This window comes from Dyella sp. 01L423, from assembly GCF_056399945.1.
Map to the genome: position 1 here is coordinate 152824 of NZ_JBFTSI010000008.1, position 22520 is coordinate 175343.

Here is a 22520-nt window from a genome sequence, read left to right on the forward strand (position 1 = left end):
GCGATCAGGCCACATTCGGCTGGCCGAGGCGGTCGAGCAGGGCGGGCAACTCGTTCAGGCTGTCGACGATGGCGTCGGGTCGATACTCCGCCAGCTCGGCGCGGGTATACGCGCCGGTGGTGACCGATACGACGAGTCCGCAACCGGCTTCGCGGCCTTCGCGCACGTCGACTTCGGTGTCGCCCACCTTGAACACGTGCGACGCGTCGGCGACGCCACAAGCCGCCATCAAGGCGCGAATCATGTCCGGCGCGGGACGGCCGTGATCGACCCGGTCCGCGGAGATCGACGCATCGATCAAGCCACGCGCGCGCCAGCCGAAGCGTTCCATCAGGCATTCGGCAATGTCTTGCGAGAACGCGGTATTGAGCGCCACCTTGATGCCACGGTGGCGCAGCCACGCGAACAGCTCCTCCGCACCCTCCGTCGGCCGTACGGTCTCGTGGGAACGGTAGCAATCGAGCATGCGCTGCACGAAGTCGGCGTGTACTTGCGCGACCGCCGCATCGTCCGCTGGCAGGTCGTGCGTGGCCAGCATGCTGCGGATCGCGGCCGGCTTGGTGTAGCCCATCAGCGCGCGCAGTTCGGGCAGCGGCGCATGGCAGCCGGCCTGGGCCAGCGCGTCGCCCAGCGCCAGCGCCACCAGGTCCGGATCGTAGACCGTGGTGCCGGCCATATCGAAAACCGCCAGTTCGAACGTCATATCGCCTCCCGTGATGGAGAGGCATGCTGGCGAGTGGCGATGGCGCGTCCATGACGCGGGCATCGACAGTGGGTGCGGACTGTCTAGTCAATGCGGCGCAGTGGGAATCCCGTCACGCATGGCGCGAGGTGTCAGCCCGGATCGCGCACCCAATCGAGGTAAGGCGCATGACCCTCGGTCACTGGCACCGCGATCAGCTCCGGCAATTCATAGGGGTGGAGGCTGAGCAGGCGCTCCTTGAGTGCAGGGAACTGCGCGGCCGTGGTCTTGATCAGCAGCAGTTCCTCGTGGTCGGTGACCACCTTGTCCTGCCAGCGATAGGTGGAGGCAATGGCGGGAATGCGGTTCACGCACGCCGCCAGCCGCTCGCCCACCAGGGCCTCGGCCAGCGTCTGCGCGCTGGCGGCATCGGGGCAGGTGCAATAGCAAAGCAGCACGGTATCGGACATCACGACCTCGACATCAGTCCGTAATTGGCGAATTTTTCCAGCACGGCGGCCACTTCGTCGTCGGTGAGCAGCACCGGCGTGCCCACCTGCAGGGCCAGCGCGTACTGCCGCGCCAGATTCTCCACTTCCACGGCCCGCCACATCGCCTGCGCCAGCGAGCTGCCCAGCGCGATCATGCCGTGGTTGGCCATCAGGCAGGCCAACCGGTCCTGCAGTGCCGCCACCACGGCATCGGACAGCGCCTGGGTGCCGTAGGTGTGGTAACCAGCGCAGCGGATCGAGTCGCCGCCGCCCACCGCGATCATGTAATGCGCGGGCGGAATGTCCTGGCGGCACATGGCCAGAGCGGTCGCATAGGGCGGGTGCACGTGGACGATAGCCTGGGCATCGGGCCGGGCCAGGTAGATGTCGCGGTGGAAGCGCCACTCACTGGAGGGCCGTTGCCCGGCCGGCCAGTGCCCGTCGCGATCCACCGCCACCACGCCTTCGGGCGTGATCTCCTCATACGGCGTGCCGCTGGGCGTAATCAGGAAACCCTCGCCGCAACGGGCACTTAGGTTGCCGGAGGTGCCCTGGCTGAGGCCGGACGCGGCCAGCTTGGCCCCTTGGGCCACCAGTTCCCGGCGTAGCGTCAGCTCATCACTCACAGGTGGGTCCTATTCGGCGCAGGCCGGCATGGTCGGCCGTCACGGCGACTCTGTCGATAGCACGGAAAGAGGATTTTTCGACCCGGCGCGCCTTGAAAGGCCCCCGCCGCCCCCCCATTGGAAGTGTCAGCCATCGGACGGGCGCCTCTTGCTTTGCAGGGGGCATTTGCGTCGTTAGAATTGGCACTCACCTCCGGGGAGTGCTAGCAAGCGCCTACCCAGGCGCCGCTCCGGGGTCCCGAATCTTGTTCAACCATCCAAACGAAGCTGGAGCCCAACCATGAGCAAACTGCGTCCGCTGCACGATCGCGTCATCGTCAAGCGCCTCGAAGAAGAGCGCGTCTCCGCTGGCGGTATCGTCATTCCCGACAGTGCCACCGAAAAGCCGACCCGCGGCAAGGTCATCGCTGCCGGCACCGGCCGCATCCTGGAAGACGGCAAGGTCCGCCCGATGTCCGTCAACGAAGGCGACACCGTGCTGTTCGGCAAGTACGCCGGCCAGGAAATCAAGATCGACGGCGAAGAGCTGGTCTTCCTCAAGGAAGACGACATCGTTGCGGTGATCGAAGGCTAATCGCCTCTCCCGCACCTCTTCCCACCTACTCAACGCATTTGAAGGAATTACGAAATGGCAGCTAAAGAAGTCCGCTTCGGCGAAGACGTCCGCGCACGCATGCTCAAGGGTGTGAACACCCTGGCCAACGCCGTGAAGGTCACCCTGGGTCCGAAGGGCCGCAACGTGGTGATCGAGAAGAGCTTCGGCGCACCGACCGTGACCAAGGACGGCGTCTCCGTCGCCAAGGAAATCGAACTGGCCGACAAGTACGAGAACATCGGCGCCCAGATCGTCAAGGAAGCCGCTTCCAAGACCTCCGACGTCGCCGGCGACGGCACCACCACCGCCACCGTGCTGGCCCAGGCGTTCATCCAGGAAGGCCTCAAGGCCGTCGCTGCCGGCATGAACCCGATGGATCTCAAGCGCGGTATCGACCAGGCCGTCAACGCCGCGGTTGCCGAGCTGAAGAAGCTCTCCAACCCGACCGCCGACGACAAGGCGATTGCCCAGGTCGGCACGATCTCGGCCAACTCCGACGCCAACATCGGCGACATCATCGCCACCGCGATGAAGAAGGTCGGCAAGGAAGGCGTGATCACGGTCGAGGAAGGCTCGGGTCTGGAGAACGAGCTCGACGTCGTCGAAGGCATGCAGTTCGATCGCGGCTACCTGTCGCCGTACTTCATCAACAACCAGCAGTCGCAGCAGGTTGAACTGGACGACCCGTTCATCCTCATCCACGACAAGAAGGTCTCCAACGTCCGTGAGCTGCTCCCGGTGCTGGAAGCCGTCGCCAAGGCCGGCAAGCCGCTGCTGATCGTGGCCGAGGAAGTGGAAGGCGAAGCGCTGGCCACCCTCGTGGTCAACACCATCCGTGGCATCGTCAAGGTTGCCGCCGTGAAGGCGCCGGGCTTCGGCGACCGTCGCAAGGCCATCCTGGAAGACATCGCCATCCTCACCAATGGCGTGGTGATCTCCGAGGAAGTGGGTCTGGCCCTCGAGAAGGCCACGATCACCGACCTGGGCCGCGCCAAGCGCGTCGTGATCACCAAGGAAAACACCACCATTATCGACGGCGCCGGCGAAGCCGAGCGCATCCAGTCGCGCATCGGCCAGATCAAGGCGCAGATCGAAGAGACCTCTTCGGACTACGACCGCGAGAAGCTGCAGGAGCGCGTGGCCAAGCTGGCTGGCGGCGTCGCCGTCATCAAGGTTGGCGCGGCTACCGAAGTCGAGATGAAGGAAAAGAAGGCCCGCGTCGAAGACGCCCTGCACGCCACGCGCGCAGCCGTTGAAGAAGGCGTGGTCCCGGGCGGCGGCGTCGCGCTGATCCGCTCGCTGAAGGCGCTGGAAGGCCTGAAGGGTCAGAACACCGACCAGGACCTGGGCATCGCCATCACCCGTCGCGCGCTGGAAGCGCCGCTGCGCGCCATCGTCTCCAACGCCGGTGACGAGCCGTCCGTCGTCCTGAACAAGGTGAAGGAAGGCAACGGTAACTTCGGTTACAACGCGGCCAATGGCGAGTTCGGCGACATGATCGCGTTCGGCATCCTGGACCCGACCAAGGTCACCCGTTCGGCCCTGCAGTTCGCCGCCTCGGTGGCTGGCTCGATCATCACGACCGAAGCGGCCGTGACCGAAGTGCCGAAGAAGGACGAAGGCCATTCGCACGGTGCGCCGGGCGGTATGGGTGGCATGGGTGGCATGGACTTCTAAGTCCTCGCCTCCAGGCATCGCAACACCGGAGAACCCCGCCTTGTGCGGGGTTTTCTTTTGGGCGCAAAAAAAAACTGAAAAAAGTGGCTCCGGCCATTTCCGTTTTGCCGCGCCCGGCCGTCTTAGTCATTGTCACAGTCATCATGCGGGTCGGCAGCCTTGAACGAACGGAATCTTCAGCCCGGGGAGGAACCCCTGGACGCCGATCTGGTGTTCGCTGCTAGCGGCTGCGCCTACGCGGCGCAACGCTCCCTGGAGCGCGAACTCTGGTGGGCGGGGTCACCCGACCCGCAGGTGACTGGACCCAAGGAGAGTGCGGCCAAGGAAGGCCACCCTGGGCTGTCCGTATGGTGGCGTTCGTTGCGCGGACGCGCCGACTGGAGCGGACATGCCGGGCAGCGCGTGCTGGCGGCGGCGAAATACGTGGTGCGTGCGCTATCAATGCCGCTGTTGCACCACTGGTTCCTCGCGTTCCTGCAATCCGATCCGTTGCTGCAGGCCTGCGCGGACCGCGATCCGCGGCTGCACGAGCGGCATCTGCATCGCTTCGTCAATCGTCAGTGGCATCGCGTGGATCGCGTGCTGGCAGTGCAGGCGCACTACCGGCTGTTGCTGCAGCGCTGGTCGACGGAGCTGTTCGAGTCGGTGTACGTGGGCGGCCGTGCCACGCTTGGTTCCCTGCGCCTCAAGGACGGCAGCGAGCTGCGTCTTCATCTGTGCCCGCCTGCGCCCAGGTCTTGCGAGGGCGAGCTCACGATCGAGTTGACTGATGCGCACGATCGCACGCTCTATCGCCTCGTGATGACGCTGATCGACGACGATACGCTGGCCATCGGCTGCATCCAGGGACCCACCGGCATGGATGCACGCGAATCCGTGCGTGAGCTGACGCGCCAAATGCACGGCATGCGCCCCAAGCAGCTCCTGCTGGTGCTGGCGTATGCATTCGCGGGCCAGTGCGGCCTGCACCGGATCCTGGCGGTCGGCAACGCGGCGCATCCGCTGCAGGCGCGCGCGCGGATGTTTTCCGATTACGATGGTTATTGGCTGGAGCAGGGTGGTGTTGCCGTGCAAGGTGGCTGGTTCCTGATGCCGGCCAGGTTGCATCACCGCACGGAAGTAGAGACGGAAAGCAAGCGCCGCGCCATGTTCAGACGCCGCGCTGAGCTGCGCTGGGAAGCGGTCAAGCTTTTGAATGACGCATTGCGACCGGTACCGTGGTGGCGCGATGCGACGGAGGCAGCGGCCGATCCCGTATCGCCGCCGCTCCCCGACATAACCAGGGCAGCCTAGTGGATAGACGCTCCAACACGCCTGCCAACGCAGGTGTGAACCTCGATCCGGCGTTCGCGATGCGCATCGCGGAGCTGTTTCGCGATCACAACCGCGCGCTCGTGGCGTTCCTGCAATGCCGTCTTCATTCGATGTCGGACGCCCAGGAGGTTGCGCAGGAGGCGTATGTGCGGCTTGTGACCATGGAGAGGCCCGAACAGGTGGATTCCCTGCGCGCCTACCTGTTCCGCATCGCCTCGAACCTGGCCGTGGATCGGCTGCGCGCGCGCCAGGTGCGCGCCGACCATCCGCTGCTTGCGCCGGACGAGGACTTGCATCTGGCCCCGATTCCCGAGCGCCATGTGCAGGCCACCGGGCAATTGCAGGAACTGTACAAGGCGCTGCGCGAGCTGCCGAGCAAGACCGCGCGCGCCTTCGTCATGCACGTCATCGATGGCCGCGAGATCAGTGCGATCGCGCGGGCCATGAAAATCAGCGAGCGCATGGTGCGCTATCACGTCGCCAACGCCCTGGCTCATTGCCGGGCGCGGGTGGACGAACCGGAGATGCCATGATGGCCAATACTTCCAAAGAACAAACGCTGCGTATCGCCGCCGACTGGTGGGTGCGACTGCGCGATCCCGCTGCCACGGACCGGACGACCGAGCAGTGGCTGGCCTGGGCCGAAGAAGATCTCGCGCACCTGGCTGCCTTCGAGCGCGTGACCGAGCTGGCGGCAAGTCTGAATACCCTGGGGGACATCTCGCGCGATCAGCTGATCGCCGAATTTGCACCAACGCATGTAGCTGCGCGCCGCTGGTGGTTGCCGGCCGCCGCCGCGGCCGCACTGGTCCTGGCGGTTGGCGGCTACATCGGCTGGAGCGCCCTGCAAGGCGCCGCCACCTCGCAAACGTACGCCAGCGCCCTTGCGGCGCAACGTCATGTGACGCTTGAAGACGGCACCCGCGTGACGCTGGGCGGCGCGACCCAGCTGAGCACGCGCTTCAGCCGGGGGCGTCGTCTGGTGGAGCTGACCGAGGGCGAAGCCTATTTCGAAGTGATGCACGACGCGGGGCGACCGTTTGAGGTGCGCGCCGGGGACGTGACCATCGAGGACATCGGCACCGCGTTCAATGTTCGCCGCACCGGCAAGTACGTCACTGTCGCCATGGCCGAGGGGCGCGTGCGCGTGGCCGATGCTACCGGCGGCGCCCACAACAGTCTTGAGGCCGTGGCCGGACAGTCGGTGATCTATGACCCCTCGCGTGCGGCCATGAACCTGATCGCCAGCGACCCGGCCAATGCAGCGGCCTGGCGACAAGAGCGACTGGAGTTCGACAACGAGCCGCTGGCGGTCGTCGTGGCCAATATCAATCGCTATCGCGCGCAGCCGCTGCAGATCGCCGATGCCGATCTGAAAGCGCTAACGTTTACCGGTACGGTCAAGACCGACGCCATCGACGACTGGTTGCACGCGCTGCCCCAGGTATTGCCGCTGCAGGTGAATGACAGCGGCGGGCAAACCGTCTTGTCCGATGCGCGTCGAGAACCGGCCCAACGATGACGCCTGCGTGCTGATCGGACAGCCTCTCGAAAGAAAGCGTTCACCCCGGTGACGTGAGCGCACAACAGCCGCTACGCGTGTCAAACTCGCGGTTTTCGCTTGCCATGAAGCGGGGACTATGAGGAAGCGTGCGAAGCTGCTGCTGTCGGGCGGCCTGTGGATGTCTGCGTGCCTGGCGGTGCCGGGCACTTGCATCGCGCGCGCGTCGGTCATGTCGGACGCAGCGCCCATGGATTTCTCGATCCCTGCGCAACCACTCGCCACCGCGCTGATCGCCTTCGGCAAGCAGGCCAATGTGCAGGTGCTCACGGCAGGCTGCACCATCGCGCGCTTTCGCTCGCCCGGTGCCATCGGCAACCTCAGCGCACCGGTGGCGCTGTCGAAGCTGCTGGAAGGCACGGGGCTCGTATACGAATTCACTGATCAGGGCACCGTGGTGGTGACCTTGCCCGCGTCCCCGGGAAACACTGCATCGTCGAAACCACGGCAGGAAGCCAAGCAGCTGACGCCCGTCGAAGCCAATGCCTTGCTCGGGCGCGACGTGGGCTTCAAGGCCTCGCTCACCAGCGTGGGTTCGCGCAACGACGCAGACCTGATCGACGTGCCGCAATCGGTAAGCGTGGTGACGCGTGAGTTGATGGATTCGCAGCAATCGCTCACCGTGGAAGACGCCGTGCGCAACGTGGCGGGCGTGGCCTTCGTCGAAGGCTCCGACGGCCTGCCATTGTTCCAGATCCGCGGTTTCTATACCGGCAACGGCCTGATCGACGGCATGCCGAACAGCAATGCAGGTTCCGGCGACTTTCCGCCCTTGATCGGGCTGGAGCGCGTGGAAGTGATCAAGGGGCCGCAATCGATCCTGGGCGATTCCACCGGCAACAGCTTTGGCGGCCTGGTCAATGTCACCACCAAGCAGCCGCAAAGCGAGCCGGTGCACGAGGTCAGCTACACGCTGGGCCAGCAAGGCATGGTGCAGGCGGGCCTGGATATGACGGGGCCACTGAGCCACGTGTCGGGCCTCACCTATCGACTGGTCATGTCGGGCGATTACGCCGACCGCACGCCGCAGGGTTACCGCAACCGCCGCAGCGGCTATCTCGCGCCGTCGATCGGCTGGACCAGCGGTGGCACGCAGCTGGTGGTGGGCGCGCAGCGCATCGTCAATCGCCTGCCGATACCCGACCACGCGGTGCTGCTGGGCGACACGCTGTCCAGCGCCACGCCGTTCGGCTTGCTCACGGGCAACGAATACGACTACGCCAATTACCAGACCAACCGCCTCTACTACCTGCTCGACCAGCAACTGGGCAACGCCTGGACCTGGCGCAGCCGCGGTCAGTACGTCGAACAGCAGAACGACCTGCAGAGCTGGACGCTGACCAACCCCACGCCGCTCGGCAATGTCTCGCCGTTCGCCGAAGCCTATCGCTACAACGACACCTACTACTCGCTGCAGAACGATTTCATCCGCGTGTTCGGCACCGGCCCGGTGACGCATACAGTGACGCTGGGCATGGACTATTCGCGTTCGCGCGTAGGGCACACCGACGACTTCTGGCATTCGTACAACAACGGTGTCTACAACCTGTTCAGTGACGCCGCGCTGCCGCGCGTCTCCGCGGTCGTGCAGCCAGAGGACAACGTTCCGCTGACGGGCACGCCGTGGTCGGTGGATAACGGGCTGTTCCTGCAGGATCAGCTGGCGCTGGGCGAGCGCTGGGACATGCTGGTGGGCTTGCGCCGTTCCGCCTACGAAGTGTCGACCACCGACGAGCAAGGCAATCCTTGGACGCCCAAGCGCATCAAGTGGGTGCCCAACGCGGGCATCGTCTATAAGCTGACTCCCGATGTCGCGGTCTACGGCTTCACCAGCAATGGCTTCCAGCCGTTGTCGTACCTGGGCGAAAATGGTCGCCCGCTGGTGCCGGCACTGTCACGCCAGCTGGAAACAGGCGCCAAATTCAACCTGTTCCATGAACAGGCGTGGCTGACGGTGTCGCTCTACCGCATCATGCTCGACCACAGCTACCTGTTTCTCGAAGCCATGCCGAACGTCGCCAGCTTCGGGCCGGGCCAGACCAACCGCGGCGTGGAGATCGAGTTCTCCGGTCGCGTGTCGCCGGGACTCGATATCAGCAGCAGCTACACCAACGCACAAATCAGCAACCACGACGGCACGCAGCCGACCGGTGCGCCGCGGCAGCGCTTCAACCTGTGGGCCAGCTACTGGTTCCAGGGCAGCATGCTGCAGGGTTGGGGCATCGCCGGTGGCGTGCAGGCGCGAGGCCGATCGCTGGGGCAGAGCGTCGACTATTCCACTTACTACGATTCACCGGGTCAGGCGGAAGTGGATGCCAACGTGTCCTATCGCACCGATCGCTGGCGCATGACGCTGGGCGTCAAGAACCTGTTCGCGCGCGACCTGTATTCGGCCGACTTCAACGAAACCTATGTACCGTTGCGCACGCATCGCAGCGTGATGCTGTCGGGCACCTACGACTTCTGATCGTTGCCCACGAAAAACCCCGGGAGTTGCCTCCCGGGGCCTGGGTTTACATCGTGCGTAGCGACTTACTGCTGGGCGGCGGCCGGAGCGGCTGCCTCGGTCTTGCCAGCGTCGGTCTTGGTGGCGTCCGTCGCCGCGGCCTTGGTTTTGTGGCCGCTGTGCTTGGCCGTCTTGTGCGCAGTGTCGGTGGTCTTGCTGGCGGCCTGATCGGTAGCCTTGGCCGTGTCCTTCGCTGCCGCGCCGGCGGTGGTCGCGCTGGCTTCGGTCTTCGTCGCTGCAGCGGCGTCCTGTGCAAACGCGGGAACGGTCAGGACGGAAGCGGCAGTGACAAGGAGAGCGGCGAGCATGGTCTTGCGCATGAGGTAAACCTCCAGTGTGGGAATGCCAGCGAAGGCGTTGCTTCGTGGCTGGAATCGAAGCTAGATGCACATCGCCATACCGAAGCTGAACCGAACAGGCTCCCTTTAGCGCGCAGACAGATCGCTGAATCTTCGTTATGAAGCGTTGCAGAAAGCGTTTTCACACGGCTTGAAAAGCGTGGAAAACAGCCGCCACGCTCATTTCGTTTGGACGTCCATTCGAACGGCGGCGTTAGAATGCCGTTATTGCCTGGCGCCGGCCGACTCGACCTCACCCGATCGGTCCAGTGGCGCCTCCTCGATCAAGCCTGCCGTCTGCGCCTCTGCCTTGGGCCAGAGCGCGTCGAGCTTGCCCTTCATGCGCAGCAGGGCGACGTTGGCCATATCGTCGTCTTCCTGATGCTCGGAGTTGTCTTCGGCTTCCGGCGGCGCGCCGGGTGCATGGGTCAGCGTGGCCAGTTGCGGAGCAATCACCTGGGTCAGCGCGAAATAGGCATCGTCACGCACACCGGCCTGCGCCAGCAGGCGACCGGGCAGCATCCATGAGGCCAGCGCCTCGTGCTTTGCCGGCGCGGGATTGCGTGGACTGACCAGCAGCCAGGCGCCGGCCTGGCTGAGCATGTCCTTGCCATCGACGAAGCCGGCGGTGTTGTAGGTATCGGTCAGCGCAGGGAGATGATCGCCATAGAACAGCAGCAGTGTGGGGCGCTCGCGCTGTGCGAGCAGTTCCGCCAGGCGGCCCAGCTCCTGGTCGGCGTGACGCATGTGGTACAGATAAGTCTGCAGCTCGAGCTTGTTCTGGCCGGTGATGCCATCGGGTACGGCGATCGCGTCGCGCTCGGCCGTGTGCACCGGAGCCACGTCATAGGGGCCGTGTGCCTCGATGCTGATGGCAAATACGAATTGAGGCGGCCCCGCATTCTTGAGCTGCGTCATGATTTCATCGGTCATCGCGCTGTCGGCCATGTACTGACCGTCCATCGCCGCATGGGTGGGGAAGGACGAGCGCGAGACGAAGCGGTCGAAACCCATCGCCTGGAACGCGGTGTTGCGATTCCAGAAGCGCGGGTCGTTGCCATGCACGGCGACCGTCTCGTAGCCATGCGAGCGCAGCACGCGCACCATGCTCGGTACTACCTTGTGATTCATCTGCAGATACGGGAACTGCATGTCGTCGAAATAGCGCAGCGACAAACCCGTCAGCACTTCGAACTCGGTGCGGATGGTGCCGCCGCCAAAGGTGGGCACATGCAACGGGCCGCTCTCTCCCTGCGCAGCGAGGCGGTGAAAATTCGGCGCGAGGTCGGCGTGCTCGTAGCCCTTCATGATCGACGGATCGAAGAACGACTCGCTCTGCACCACGACGATGTCCGGTTCCTCGCCGTTGTTGCGTACTGGTGCCTGCAGATACGTGCGTAGCGCAAGATCGGAGCGTTCGATCAGCTGCAGTGCTGCCGCAGGGTCAGGCTTCTTGCGCGCATGACCCTGTTGCAGATGAAACATCATCAGCGAACTGACCAGGCCCGAATGGTCGGCGGTGGCCGTGGCGGACCAAGGTTCCATCCACAGATGGTGACCGCCATAGAGCTTCATCCAGCCAGGCAGGCCTGCGAGGAGCGTGCCCATCAGCAACAGCAAGGCCACGCCGGAAACCAGGCGCTTGCCACGCGTGCGGCGCGCGAACATCGGCGGTTCGATCCGCCATGCGACGACGATGATGGCCACCGCGGCCAGCAGCGCCAGATAGGGCCAGGGGCTAGCCGGCAGATAGGTGCCCAGCAACTTCAGGCCGCCGCGTCGCAGCTGGCCCAGCATGCGAAAGTCCGCGGGCATCAGCGGCGTGTTGAGGTTGCTCACTTTCAGCGAGTTGATGGCGTAGATCAGCGTCTGCAGCAGGAAGGCAAGGCCGAACGACAGGCATGCCCGGCGGCTCAATACCAGCAGCAGCGATGCCAGCAGCAGGCCGGGCAGCGCATTGGCGATGAGGAAGATCGGCTGGTTGAGCGCCTGCATCGGGCCTACGCCGATACCGCCGTCGACCATCCCGGTCAGTAGCGTAAAAACGACGCCCAGCGCGAACACCATCGCAAGCCGGGCGGGCAGTGAGCGCGCGCGCAGCGCGGCTGGAGTCGTTGAGGTGGTCATGGCACCCTGTGGGCTGGCTGTCATGGCTCGGAAACGGGAATGTAATGTCCTGGATCTGAACCATTTGTTGGTGGAACGGGCCTGTGTCCCGTAACTGCCTCTATGGCAACGCCCGATGCGTCGTCAGCGTGCACGCCGTCGGCAAAGAGTGCGGTATCTGGTCATGCGCCGGTCATACTGCGGAACCTTGGCTTGAGTGTGCGCGCGGCAAGGCGCAGGACTCTGCGGCAAAATGATCGGATGACTGTGATCCATAGGCCCACCGAATCCCCGGCGCTGCGTGCGCTGATCGACGATCGCTACCGCGACCTGATCGCGCGATGCCGCCAGATGGGCGTGCCTTTGCATGACGATGCCGGCGTGGCCGAACGCATTCGGCGCACCTTGCTCGCCAGCGACTTCGCCTTCGATACCTGGCTGCGCCAACCGCAGCTGCTTGCGCCGCAAGGACTTGAACGCCTGCGCTCGGGCAGCGATGCCAGCGCACGAATCGATGCGCTGAAGCTTGCCGACGACGAGGCGGCCTGCCTGACGCAGCTGCGACGCTTTCGTCACGCCGAGGCATTGCGCCTGGTGTTCCGCGATGTGAACGGTCTCGATGAATTGCCCGAGACCCTGTCCGCCACCAGTGTGCTCTACGAAGTGCTGCTGGCCTCGTCGCTGCAATGGTCCGAACGCGTGCTGGCTGATCGCTATGGGCATAGCCGCAGCCACGACGGCGAACTGCAGCGCATGGTGGTGGTGGGTTTTGGCAAGCTCGGCGGCAGCGAGCTGAACTTCTCGTCCGACATCGACCTGGTGCTCGCCTATCCGCACAGCGGGCAGAGCGACGGCACGCGTACGCTCGACAACAGCGAATACTTCGTGCGCCTCGCGCGCCAACTCGTGCGCCTGCTCAACGAGCCGACGGTCGACGGCATCTGCGCGCGCGTGGACCTGCGCCTGCGTCCGTTCGGCAATGCCGGCCGGCTGGCCTTGCCGTTTTCGGCGATGGAGCAGTACTACCAGAGCGAAGGACGCGACTGGGAACGCTATGCATGGATCAAGGCGCGCCCCGTGGCCGGCGATCGCCATGCGGGCAAGGAGCTGCAGGATTTGCTGCGTCCCTTTGTCTATCGCAAATACCTCGACTACACCGCCTTCGCGGGCTTGCGCGAGATGAAGTCGCTGATCGACGCGGAAGTAGCGCGCAAGGATCTGGCCGACAATCTCAAGCTTGGCCCCGGTGGCATCCGCGAGATCGAATTCATCGTCCAGCTGGTGCAGTTGATCCGCGGCGGTCGCGAACCCAGCCTTCGCGTGCGCGGCCTGCTACCCGCGCTTACCGCCTGCGAGGCACGCGGCCATATCAGCGCGGCGCGTGCGCGCGAGTTGCGCGAAGCCTATGTGTTTCTGCGGCGCGTGGAAAATCGCGTGCAGATGTTGCGCGACGCGCAGACGCACGATATTCCGGCAGACGCACTCAGCCGTGAACGCATCGCGCTCGGCCTTGGCCTTGGCAGCTGGGAAGAGCTGGAAGAGCAGCTTGCGGCCCATCGCGCCAAGGTCAGCGAGGAATTTGCCGAAGTGCTGATGCCGCAGGGCGGACGGACGGCAGCAGCGCCGGTGGCCGACGTGGCCCTGTGGCAGCAGGCGTGTGCCGAATCGCTGAATGCCGGCGTGATGGAATCGTCCGGCTTCACGCCAGGCGGCGAAGCGGCCGAAGCCTTGCTGAAACTGAGCCAGGCCGCATCTGTGCGAGCCATGTCACAGCGTTCGCGCGAGCAGCTCGACCGTCTCATGCCGCAGCTGCTGGCCGTGGCGCGCAACAGCGTGGCACCCGTGGCCTGCCTGCTTCGTCTGTGTCGGCTGGTGCAGGCGGTGGCGCGGCGTTCGTCCTATCTTGCCTTGCTCGAAGAGCAGCCTGCGGCGCGTCTGCGCCTGGCGCGTTTGTTTGCCGAAAACGCCTTCCTTGCCGAGCGCGTGATTGCGCAGCCCTTGCTGCTGGACGACGTGCTCGACCCTCGCATCGATCAGCTTCCACTTAAACGCGCCGACATCAGCGCGGAAATCACCCGCGTGCTGGCGACACTGGACGAACGCGAGGCCGAGGCGGAGCTCGAACGCCTCAACGAATTCAAGGCAAGCGTGGCGTTTCGCCTGGGTCTGGCTTTTAGTGATGGTCGCGCCGATGCCGTCGCCACGGCGCGACGCCTGGCGGTGCTGGCCGAATCCATCGTGCTGGCGGTCACCGCGTTGGCCGAGCGCGAACTTGCTGCCCAACATGGTCGCCTGCCCGGCGACGGCATCGGCTTTGCAGTGCTCGGATACGGCAGCCTGGGCGGCGAGGAGCTTGGTTTTGCATCCGACTTGGACCTGGTCTTCGTCTACGACAGCAAGCGCGCGCACGCGATGAGCGATGGTGCGCGTCCGCTGGAAGGTTCGCGCTGGTATCAGCGCCTCGCGCAGCGCGTGATGAACTGGCTGACCGTGCTCACCCGCGCAGGCCGCCTGTATGAAGTGGATACGCGCCTGCGGCCCGACGGCTCCAAAGGCTTGCTGGTGAGCAGCCTCGATGCATTCGAGGCCTACCAGAAGAGCCGCGCCTGGACCTGGGAACACCAGGCGCTGCTGCGTGCTCGTCCGATCGCGGGCGACGCCGCACTGCACGCCGATCTCGCCACGGTGCGCCGCGACGTGCTGGCGGTGCCGCGCGAACGCGCCTCCGTCTTGCAGGAAGTCAGCAGCATGCGCCAGCGCTGGCGGGCGGAACGCGATCGCTCCGATGCGCAGCTATTCGATCTCAAGCAAGGTCATGGCGGCCTGCTCGACATCGAGTTCGCGCTGCAGGGCCTGGTGCTGGCGCATGCGTCGGAACGTCCCGCCTTGCTCAATATCACCGCCAACGCCGGCTTGATTGAAGCCTGCCGTAACGCCGGCCTGCTCGATGGCCGACAGGCCGGCGTGTTCGCCGAAGCGCATGCAGAGCTATTGCATCGCGCACTGGCCTGTACGCTCGACCTGCGCTCGCGCATCGCACCTCGCGATGGCGAACTGGATCGCCTCAGCAGCAGCGTGCAAGAAGTGACGACGGAGCTGGGATTCCGCTTCTGATGAAGCTCAGGCCGCCTCGTTCTGCCTGAGCACGATCAGCTCGCGCAGCGTGGCGGCAATGGTGCCGGTGATGCGCAGCGGTGGCACCGGGGGCGTATCGCCGGCATCCAGCGAATGCAGCAGCCCGGCGTCGCGCAGGGCGCGGTGAAAGCGCTCGAGTTTGTCGGGCAGCGAGCCCATCACGAAGGTATGCACCGGGCAACCCACAGCGCAGGCTTCGGACAGCATATTGACCGAGTCGGGCGTGACCACCAGGCGGTCGGCCCAGCCCAGCACGCCAGGATAGGGATTGCCGCCGTCGTCATTGCCGGCCCATACAAGCCCGGGCACATCGCCCAGGCCCTGGCGCATGCGCTCCACCAAGTCTGCTGGCGTGCGCCGCGAGGCCAGCACCAACAGGCTGCCGCCGTCCTGGCGGCGTCGCGCGTGCAGGCCGCTGATCAACTGGTCGATATAAGCCTCGTTGAACGTCACACCCTTGCGCGGTCCGCCCAACAGGACGCCTATCCGCGGCCGCGGCAGTGCTGCGAAGGCAGGATCGGCCTCGCGGCCATCTTGCAGCCAGGCCTCGTCCACAGGATTGAGCGAACCGAGTGGGCGGATCACGTTGCGGCCGGTCAGTTGGTCGTGCTGGGGCGCGATCACCGTGTCCCAGTGCGCAGGATCGATCCGCGGATCAAGGATCTGCACGGTGTAGCAGGCGCCACCGCTGAGCGAGCGCAGCAAGCGGGTGTAAAGCGCGGCGGATCGTCCGCAGCCGATAGCCACGGCTGGCCACGGTGGCGCGAACTGCTGGCGCTGGATGGGATCGAGCGCCAGCCGGGCGCCAAGGGTGAGATGAGGCGCCAGCCACGACCAGGGCGCCGCGGGCGCGAGCTGCAGGTGCCGCACGGGCATCTCCAGCAACTCGGCCAGCGCCAGCGCCTGGCGCTGGTTGCCGGCCGCGCCATCCGTGATGACCCAGCAGTCGCCGCGCGGCTTCAGCATGGTCCTGGCCGCCGGATTGTTTCCCTGGACGGTACAGTTCGTTCCATTGGCCTGGGTCCTGTTTGACTGCGACCCCGCTTACACTGGGGGTCGTTGCGCCGCTGCCGGCGCGCCATGCACACAGGATACCCATGAGCGAGAAGCTTTCCGAGGCGACCTTCGACCAATTGTTTCGCACGGCGCGCACGTATAACGCGTGGCTGCCGAAGGAAGTGACCGACGAGCAGTTGCACGCGATCTACGAACTGGCCAAGTTCGGCCCGACCAGCGCCAATTCCTCGCCGATGCGTGTGGTCTTCGTGAAATCCAAAGAGGCCAAGGACAAGCTCGCGCCGTTCCTGTCTGACGGCAATCGCGCCAAGACTTTGGCCGCGCCGGTCACCGCCATCGTCGGCACCGACCACGAGTTCTACGAAAAGCTGCCCCACCTGTTTCCGCACGCCGATGCGCGCAGCTGGTTTGCCGGCAATCAGCCGCTGATCGATATCACCGCCTTCCGCAACGGTTCGCTGCAGGGCGCCTACCTGATGCTTGCCGCGCGCGCGGTAGGCCTGGATTGCGGCCCCATGTCCGGCTTCGACAATGCCGGCGTGGATAGCGCCTTCTTTGCGGGCACCACGGTGAAGTCCAACTTCCTGGTCAACATCGGCTATGGCGATGCCAGCCGCGACCTGTTCCCGCGCAGCCCGCGCCTCTCGTTCGAAGAAGCTTGCCGGATCGCCTGACGCCTTCACCGGCACCGGTCCGACAACCCCCAACCCAATGGAGATTCAACCCATGCGTGCACTTCGTTACCTCGTTCTTGCTGGCCTGATCAGCGCTGCCGTGTCCGTCCAGGCCGCCCCGGTGACCTACAAGATGGATCCGGGCCACACCATGGTCCTGTTCAGCTGGAACCACTTCGGTTTCTCCAACCCCACGGCCAACCTCGGCCTGGGCGACGGCACCATCGTGTTCGACGACAAGGACGCCTCCAAGTCGTCCGTCAACGTCACCCTGCCGCTGGCCAACCTCGACACGCATGTGAGCGCGCTCGACGAGCACCTGAAGAAGCCGGATTTCTTCGACGCCGACAAGTACCCGACCGTCACCTTCAAGAGCACCAAGGTGCAGGCCGCTGGCGGCAACAAGTACAAGGTCACGGGTGACCTGACCGTGCACGGCGTGACCAAGCCGGTGACGCTGGACGCCACGCTCAACAAGAGCGGCGAGCATCCGATGATGAAGACGGCGACGGTGGGCTTCGACGCCACTGCCACGCTGAAGCGTTCTGATTTCGGCGTGGGTGCTTACGTGCCGAACGTCAGCGACGAGATCAAGGTGCGCATCACGACCGAGGCTTCGGTGCCGAAGGCCGACGCCGCCAAGTAAGCCCAACGCTGGGCATGAGCAGGCCCGCGCTTACGGCGCGGGCCTGTTCTTTTTTAGGCTCAGCGATTGCTGACGCCTTCGTCTTTCAGCGCCGACAGCTTGTCCAGGTCCATATCGTTCACGGCCCGCTTCAAGTCGTCCATGCTGGCGCCGCTGCCGCTCGCCTTGACCGAGAAACGGTTGGCGACGATCACGCCGAATTCGCCCGTCTTGGCCTGCGAGTCCCACGCTTCGTGGACTAGCCGCTCGTGCTCGGTATAGGTCTTCTCGTAACCGTGGTCGCTCTGTTGCTCGGTCGAATGAGCCACCGCGCTGGCCATGGCCATCATGCCGCGCATATTGCCGGTGTCGGCCAGCTCGATCTTGATGTTGCGGTCTTTGCCGTCGCTGTAGTTGGCGTACGCGGTCGAGATCTGCATGCCCACCGCGCCGGAGCGTTGCGCGTTGAAGTCGCTCCGTTTCATGCCATCGAGCTCTTCGGGCAGGAAGCCGCGCAAAGTCTCGGGTGACAGCGACACGGCCACCGTTTTGCCGAGCGGGTTGTCCGCATCGACGGTCGCCGTGCTGCCATCGCTACGGGTTGCATGTATGCCGGCCATCGACGCGCCGGTGAGCGCCGCGGTCCCGATGATGCCGGTCATGATCAAGCCCACGATCCAGCTCAGCACAATGCCGATGATGACGATGACCGCGGTGTAGCCACCGGCCCGTTCGGGTGGGCAGCGCATCGTATGCGGCAGTCCGAGATAGAGCAGGTAGATGCCGTAGATCACGCCGGCGATCGCCACCAGCCAGCCGAGCCACGGAATGATGATGGCGATGCCGGCGACCCAGCCGGCCGTCCAGGCATAGGCCACCGTCTTGAGCGCCTGCACGGAATCCTTGCTGCCGCCAAAACTCGGCGCAAACGCATTGACGATCAGTGCGACCAGATAGACCACCACCAGGGTCAGCAGGTAGTGCAGGACCAGGCCGAGCAAGCCCAGGCCCAGCGGCGTATGCAGGTGCATGCCCCAGCCGCCGTGGCCGATCAGGCTGCCGCGAATGAAGTAGGCGATCACCGGTAGGGCGGCGACGATGCAGATGTAGTTGCGGAACAGGCCGCCGACGGTAGCGGGCTCGGCGGCGATCACCGGCCACTCGGTCAGTGGCGAACTGAGGATGGCCTTGATGCGACTGAAGATCTTTCCGAAGTCCATGACGGCTCCTGCTTCAGGATGTGCCAGTTTCCGCCATCCACCGGCTGTCGGATCGCGGACCGTTCGTTCCCCATGCGCGACGGGCATTCTCGGCCGCCGGGGAAGCCCCCGACATTGGTCGCCCGCACTATGCCCTAGGTCGCAGTCCGCCGCCCGCCGCGTCGCGATGTGGGATTGGCCTGCTAACATGGTGGGTCTGGTGTCCTGATGGAGTTTGACCCCATGTCGCGTTCCCCTGCGGCTGCCCCGCTGATCCCGGCGAATGCCGAAAATCGTTACGAAGTGACGCGCTCGGACCTTCCGCTGTCCTGTCCGATGCCCGGCATGGCGCTGTGGAACTCCCATCCGAAGGTCTATTTGCCGATCGTAGAGGACGGTGGTGAATCCACATGTCCTTATTGCGGCGCGCATTACGTGCTTCGCGACTGACTTCGACCTCGAAAGTTACAACTGAAACCATATCGGCCGCGCATTTCGGCACGATTGCTGCTTGCCTCTAGGAATGAAGGCACCTTTCGAACAAATCATGTCAGCAATCGCTACACCAGCGCGGTCTCTGACCGTGGTCCAGCTGATCCCTGCCCTGCAATCGGGTGGGGCGGAGCGGTCTGCGCTGGAGATTGCCCGTGCTCTGGTTCAGGCCGGCCATCAGTCCATCGTGATTTCCGCCGGTGGCCGCATGGTGTCGCAGCTGGAAGCCGAAGGTAGCCGCCACATCACGCTGGATATCGGTCGCAAGTCGCTGGGCACCTTCATGAAGGTTGGCGCGCTGCGCAAGCTGCTGCGCGAGCTCAAGCCCGACATCGTGCATGCCCGTTCGCGCCTGCCGGCCTGGCTGGGCTGGTGGGCCATCAAGGGCATGAAGCCGGCGCCGCACTTCGTGACCACCGTGCATGGCCTCAATTCGCCGGGCCGCTACAGCGCCATCCTGCTGCGCGGCGAGCGCGTCATTGCCGTATCGCAGACCCTGCGCGACTTCATGCTCAGCCATTACCCGTGGCTGGAACCGGCTCGCGTGCGGGTGATCCCGCGCGGCATCGATCCCGACGCTTTTCCCTACGGTCATCGGCCGGACGACAACTGGGTCAAGGCATTCTTTGCCGAGTTTCCGGCGCTCGCCGGCGGCCCGCTGCTGACCCTGCCGGGACGCGGCACGCGCCTGAAGGGCCATCACGACGCCATCGAACTGGTGGCCGAGCTCAAGCGTCGCGGCATCGACGTGCGCCTGCTGTTGCTGGGCGTGATCGAGTCCGGTCGCGAGGCCTACGTGGAAGAACTGCGTCATCTCGTGCGCACGCGCGGACTGGAATCGCAGGTGGTGATGACGCCGCCGCGTTCTGATGTGCGTGATATCTACGCCGTCTCGTCGCTGGTGCTGCAGTTGTCGAACAAGCCCGAATCGTTTGGCCGGACGGTGATCGAGGCGCTGTCGCTGTGCCGCCCGGTGCTGGGCTATGCACACGGTGGCGTGGGCGAGCTGCTGGCCGAGCTGTATCCGGCCGGCCGCGTGCCGCCCGCCGACCGCGAGCGACTGGTGGAACGCGCCGCCGAGTTGCTGCGCGTGGCGCCGCCTATCCCGATGCTGCAGAACTACCGCCTCACCGACATGCAGCAGGCCACCCTGGCCCTGTACGACGAGCTCACTGCGGCCTGACGCAGGCTCGTTGCAGTCTCGCCGTTGCTTCAGTCCTACCGTCATTCCGGCCTGCGCCGGAATGACGGTGAGGGAGATGAGCCGCCAGGCGGGATTCTGCGCAGCCTCGAAGCTCCCCGCCAATCGCAGCGGCTCACTACAATGCGCGCATCATCCTGACTGACTGACGCATGAGCCCTGTCGCTGCATTCCTGAAGGCCGCCCTGCGTTCTCCCCTGCTGCCGTTCTGGCTGGTGATCGCCCTGTTGCCGTTCGGGCGCAGCGCTGAGCTGGGTACCTTTCTCTGCCTGATCGGCGTGGTGTTGCTGTTCGTGCGCCATCCGTCCGCGTTGCGCGAGCACGCTGGCGCACGGCTGTTGCTGTGGCTGCTGGCAGCGTATGTGGGAGCCGCGCTGATCTCCTCGGTGGACTCACTGGCGCCCGGCAAGAGCTGGAGCACGGTGGCGGCGCTGCTGCGCTACGTGCCGTTGGGCTTGTACGCCTGCTTTGCCATCCGGCGCCAAGACAAGCTCGACGCGCTCTATCTGGCCACTGCCGCCGTCGTGGCTTTCTGGGCACTCGACGCCTGGGTGCAGGCTCTGACCGGCTGGAGCCTGGGTGGGCACGCCGAGCCCGAGCGCATCTCCGGCATCTTTGGCGCCGCGAACCTGAAACTTGGCCCATCGCTGTCGGTGCTGTCGCCGTTTGTGCTGTGGGTGGCGCTGCGGCGCTACGGTCTCAAGGGGCTGCTCCTTGCCTTCGTGCTGTTGCTGGGCCCGGTGCTGATGTCGGGTTCGCGTGCATCCTGGATTTGCTACGCCGTCGTCGCTCTGGGTTTTGCCTGGCGGGTGACCGGCTCGCCTTTGCGATTCGTTGGTGCCGCCACTGCCTTGGCGGCTGTGATCCTGCTGGCCGGCGGTGTCGCCTGGAAAACCTCCGAGCGCTTCCAGTTGCGCATGGACCGCACGCTGGAGGCGCTGCACGGTTCGGACAAATCGCTCGATTGGGCGCTCAGCGGCCGCCTGGATATCTGGCGCACCAGCGTGGCGATGTTCGAGGGGCATCCGATCAACGGCGTCGGCGTGCGCGCGTACCGCTATGCGTATCCCACCTATGCGCCAGCCAATGATCGCTTTGTCGTCACCGCCGATGGCTGTGGCGTTGGCGAAGGCGCCTGCCATGCCCATCAATGGCTGCTCGAGGTCCTCACGGAAACCGGTGCGCTCGGGATGGCCTGCTGGCTGGCGGCGATCGCCTGGGCGGTCGTTATGTGGCGCAGAGTGGGCGCCGCTGCGCGTACGCGCGCCTTCCCGGCCACACTCGCCCTTGGCGCGATGCTGTTCCCCCTCAACACCCATCTGGCGTTCTATTCCGCGTGGTGGGGCTTGTTGTTCGCCTGGCTGCTGGGCCTGTGGTGCGCGGCTCTCTATGTGCACCGCGCGTCGCAAGGAGCTGCCGCATGACGCGAGAGCCGCTGTCGGTGGTGGTGATCACTTTCAATAATGCGGACACGCTCGATGCGTGCCTCAGCCGCGTCGATTGGGCCGACGAAATCGTCGTGCTCGACTCGGGCTCGACCGACGACACCGTCGCGATCGCACGTCAACATGGCGCCCGTGTCGCCGTGCATCCGTTCGACGACTACGGCCCGCAGAAGCAGCGCGCCTATGACATGGCCAGTCACGATTGGATCTTGAACCTCGACGCGGACGAGCTCCTCTCGCCCGGCACGCGCGAGGAAATCGAGCGCGCCCTGCAGCAGCCCAGCCATGCCGGTTTCCGGCTGCCGCGACGCGAGCGCATGTTCTGGACAGTGCAGCACCGCTGGAGTTGGCGCAACGGCCATCTACGCTTGTTCGACCGCCGTCGAGGCGGCATGAACGATGTCGAGGTCCATTCGGCGGTGGAGGTACGCGGCCCGGTGAAAACCCTGCGGCGGGCAGACTTCGTCAATGACGGCGACGGCGATATCGCCACGCGCGTGGAAAAGATCAACCGCTACACCACCGGCATGGTGGCCTACAAACTGCGCACGCGGCAGCGCTTTACCGGGTTGCGCATGGTGTTCTACCCGCCGGTGTTCTTCCTGCGGCAATACATCGGCAAGCGCTACTTCCTCAACGGCTGGGCCGGTTTCATCGCCAGCGTCACCGGTGCGTTTTACGCCTTCCTCAAATACGCGAAGTTGCACGAGGCGAGGGAACAGGCATCGCGCAAATCGCGCAGTGAAGAGCGTTAGTCGCGCGACGCGAGCGTTTCTTTGCGATGGGATGCCGGCAAAATTCAGCGCGCATTTAGCTTGCTGTACGGCCGGCCGCAA

General features: G+C 65.0%; 20 protein-coding genes. 13 read left to right on the plus strand and 7 right to left on the minus strand.

Features of this window, described 5'->3' with window-relative positions; translation table 11 throughout:
- Positions 1-4 precede the first annotated feature (4 nt).
- From AC1DMY_RS18980 to AC1DMY_RS18990, 3 genes are all read right to left on the minus strand, one after another.
- Entirely contained in the window at positions 5-703 is a 699-nt protein-coding gene (locus AC1DMY_RS18980; protein WP_477166422.1) for an HAD family hydrolase, read from the minus strand.
- Between the two features lie 131 nt (positions 704-834).
- Entirely contained in the window at positions 835-1152 is a 318-nt protein-coding gene (cutA, locus tag AC1DMY_RS18985) for a divalent-cation tolerance protein CutA (protein WP_477166423.1), read from the minus strand.
- Positions 1152-1799, minus strand: coding sequence for a class II aldolase/adducin family protein (locus AC1DMY_RS18990; RefSeq protein ID WP_477166424.1), 648 nt, complete (start codon positions 1797-1799; stop codon positions 1152-1154). Before AC1DMY_RS18990 ends, cutA begins: the two co-directional genes overlap by 1 nt.
- 280 nt (positions 1800-2079) lie before the next feature.
- Here AC1DMY_RS18990 and groES point away from each other — a divergent pair, with 280 nt between their 5' ends.
- The 6 genes from groES (at position 2080) to AC1DMY_RS19020 (ending at position 9413) form a co-directional block, all read left to right on the plus strand.
- Positions 2080-2373: a co-chaperone GroES gene (gene groES / locus AC1DMY_RS18995; RefSeq protein ID WP_199042823.1), complete on the plus strand. Its 294-nt coding sequence runs from the start codon at positions 2080-2082 to the stop codon at positions 2371-2373.
- Positions 2374-2427: 54 nt separating this feature from the next.
- On the plus strand, positions 2428-4071 hold the full coding sequence (gene groL, locus AC1DMY_RS19000) for a chaperonin GroEL (RefSeq protein WP_477166425.1): 1644 nt from the start codon (positions 2428-2430) through the stop codon (positions 4069-4071).
- Between the two features lie 159 nt (positions 4072-4230).
- Complete coding sequence (locus AC1DMY_RS19005) at positions 4231-5364, plus strand: VirK/YbjX family protein (RefSeq protein WP_477166426.1); 1134 nt, start codon at positions 4231-4233, stop codon at positions 5362-5364.
- A 59-nt stretch (positions 5365-5423) separates the two neighbouring features.
- Positions 5424-5918, plus strand: a complete 495-nt coding sequence (locus AC1DMY_RS19010) for an RNA polymerase sigma factor (RefSeq protein ID WP_477166473.1) — start codon at positions 5424-5426, stop codon at positions 5916-5918.
- Complete coding sequence (locus tag AC1DMY_RS19015; protein WP_477166427.1) at positions 5915-6907, plus strand: FecR family protein; 993 nt, start codon at positions 5915-5917, stop codon at positions 6905-6907. The genes AC1DMY_RS19010 and AC1DMY_RS19015 overlap by 4 nt, the downstream gene beginning before the upstream one ends.
- Positions 6908-7025: 118 nt before the next feature.
- The gene (locus AC1DMY_RS19020) at positions 7026-9413 is read left to right on the plus strand and encodes a TonB-dependent siderophore receptor (protein ID WP_477166428.1); all 2388 of its coding nucleotides are present in this window, start codon (positions 7026-7028) and stop codon (positions 9411-9413) included.
- 65 nt (positions 9414-9478) lie between these two features.
- Here AC1DMY_RS19020 and AC1DMY_RS19025 read toward each other — a convergent pair whose 3' ends face one another.
- Both AC1DMY_RS19025 and AC1DMY_RS19030 read right to left on the minus strand, forming a co-directional pair.
- Positions 9479-9772 carry a hypothetical protein gene (locus AC1DMY_RS19025; protein ID WP_477166429.1) on the minus strand — a complete coding sequence of 98 codons (294 nt, stop codon included), beginning with the start codon at positions 9770-9772 and terminating at the stop codon, positions 9479-9481.
- 243 nt (positions 9773-10015) lie between these two features.
- The gene (locus tag AC1DMY_RS19030; protein WP_477166430.1) at positions 10016-11917 is read right to left on the minus strand and encodes an LTA synthase family protein; all 1902 of its coding nucleotides are present in this window, start codon (positions 11915-11917) and stop codon (positions 10016-10018) included.
- Between the two features lie 240 nt (positions 11918-12157).
- Between AC1DMY_RS19030 and glnE the strand changes: the two genes are divergently transcribed.
- Positions 12158-15010, plus strand: coding sequence for a bifunctional [glutamate--ammonia ligase]-adenylyl-L-tyrosine phosphorylase/[glutamate--ammonia-ligase] adenylyltransferase (gene glnE, locus AC1DMY_RS19035; protein WP_477166431.1), 2853 nt, complete (start codon positions 12158-12160; stop codon positions 15008-15010).
- A 6-nt stretch (positions 15011-15016) separates the two neighbouring features.
- On the opposite strand, the gene AC1DMY_RS19040 is transcribed toward glnE, so the two are convergent.
- Positions 15017-15997: a mitochondrial fission ELM1 family protein gene (locus AC1DMY_RS19040; RefSeq protein ID WP_477166432.1), complete on the minus strand. Its 981-nt coding sequence runs from the start codon at positions 15995-15997 to the stop codon at positions 15017-15019.
- Positions 15998-16128: 131 nt separating this feature from the next.
- Between AC1DMY_RS19040 and AC1DMY_RS19045 the strand changes: the two genes are divergently transcribed.
- Both AC1DMY_RS19045 and AC1DMY_RS19050 read left to right on the plus strand, forming a co-directional pair.
- The gene (locus tag AC1DMY_RS19045) at positions 16129-16722 is read left to right on the plus strand and encodes a malonic semialdehyde reductase (RefSeq protein WP_477166433.1); all 594 of its coding nucleotides are present in this window, start codon (positions 16129-16131) and stop codon (positions 16720-16722) included.
- A 52-nt stretch (positions 16723-16774) separates the two neighbouring features.
- The gene (locus tag AC1DMY_RS19050; protein ID WP_477166434.1) at positions 16775-17368 is read left to right on the plus strand and encodes a YceI family protein; all 594 of its coding nucleotides are present in this window, start codon (positions 16775-16777) and stop codon (positions 17366-17368) included.
- 59 nt (positions 17369-17427) lie between these two features.
- On the opposite strand, the gene AC1DMY_RS19055 is transcribed toward AC1DMY_RS19050, so the two are convergent.
- The gene (locus AC1DMY_RS19055; protein WP_477166435.1) at positions 17428-18567 is read right to left on the minus strand and encodes a Yip1 family protein; all 1140 of its coding nucleotides are present in this window, start codon (positions 18565-18567) and stop codon (positions 17428-17430) included.
- A 222-nt stretch (positions 18568-18789) separates the two neighbouring features.
- Here AC1DMY_RS19055 and AC1DMY_RS19060 point away from each other — a divergent pair, with 222 nt between their 5' ends.
- The 4 genes from AC1DMY_RS19060 (at position 18790) to AC1DMY_RS19075 (ending at position 22439) form a co-directional block, all read left to right on the plus strand.
- A complete protein-coding gene (locus tag AC1DMY_RS19060; RefSeq protein ID WP_046970205.1) occupies positions 18790-18996 on the plus strand; it encodes a zinc-finger domain-containing protein in 207 nt (68 codons plus the stop codon).
- A gap of 97 nt (positions 18997-19093) precedes the next feature.
- Positions 19094-20221: a glycosyltransferase gene (locus tag AC1DMY_RS19065; protein WP_477166436.1), complete on the plus strand. Its 1128-nt coding sequence runs from the start codon at positions 19094-19096 to the stop codon at positions 20219-20221.
- 170 nt (positions 20222-20391) lie between these two features.
- Complete coding sequence (locus AC1DMY_RS19070) at positions 20392-21663, plus strand: O-antigen ligase family protein (RefSeq protein WP_477166437.1); 1272 nt, start codon at positions 20392-20394, stop codon at positions 21661-21663.
- The gene (locus AC1DMY_RS19075) at positions 21660-22439 is read left to right on the plus strand and encodes a glycosyltransferase family 2 protein (protein ID WP_477166438.1); all 780 of its coding nucleotides are present in this window, start codon (positions 21660-21662) and stop codon (positions 22437-22439) included. The genes AC1DMY_RS19070 and AC1DMY_RS19075 overlap by 4 nt, the downstream gene beginning before the upstream one ends.
- The last annotated feature ends 81 nt before the right edge of the window (positions 22440-22520 follow it).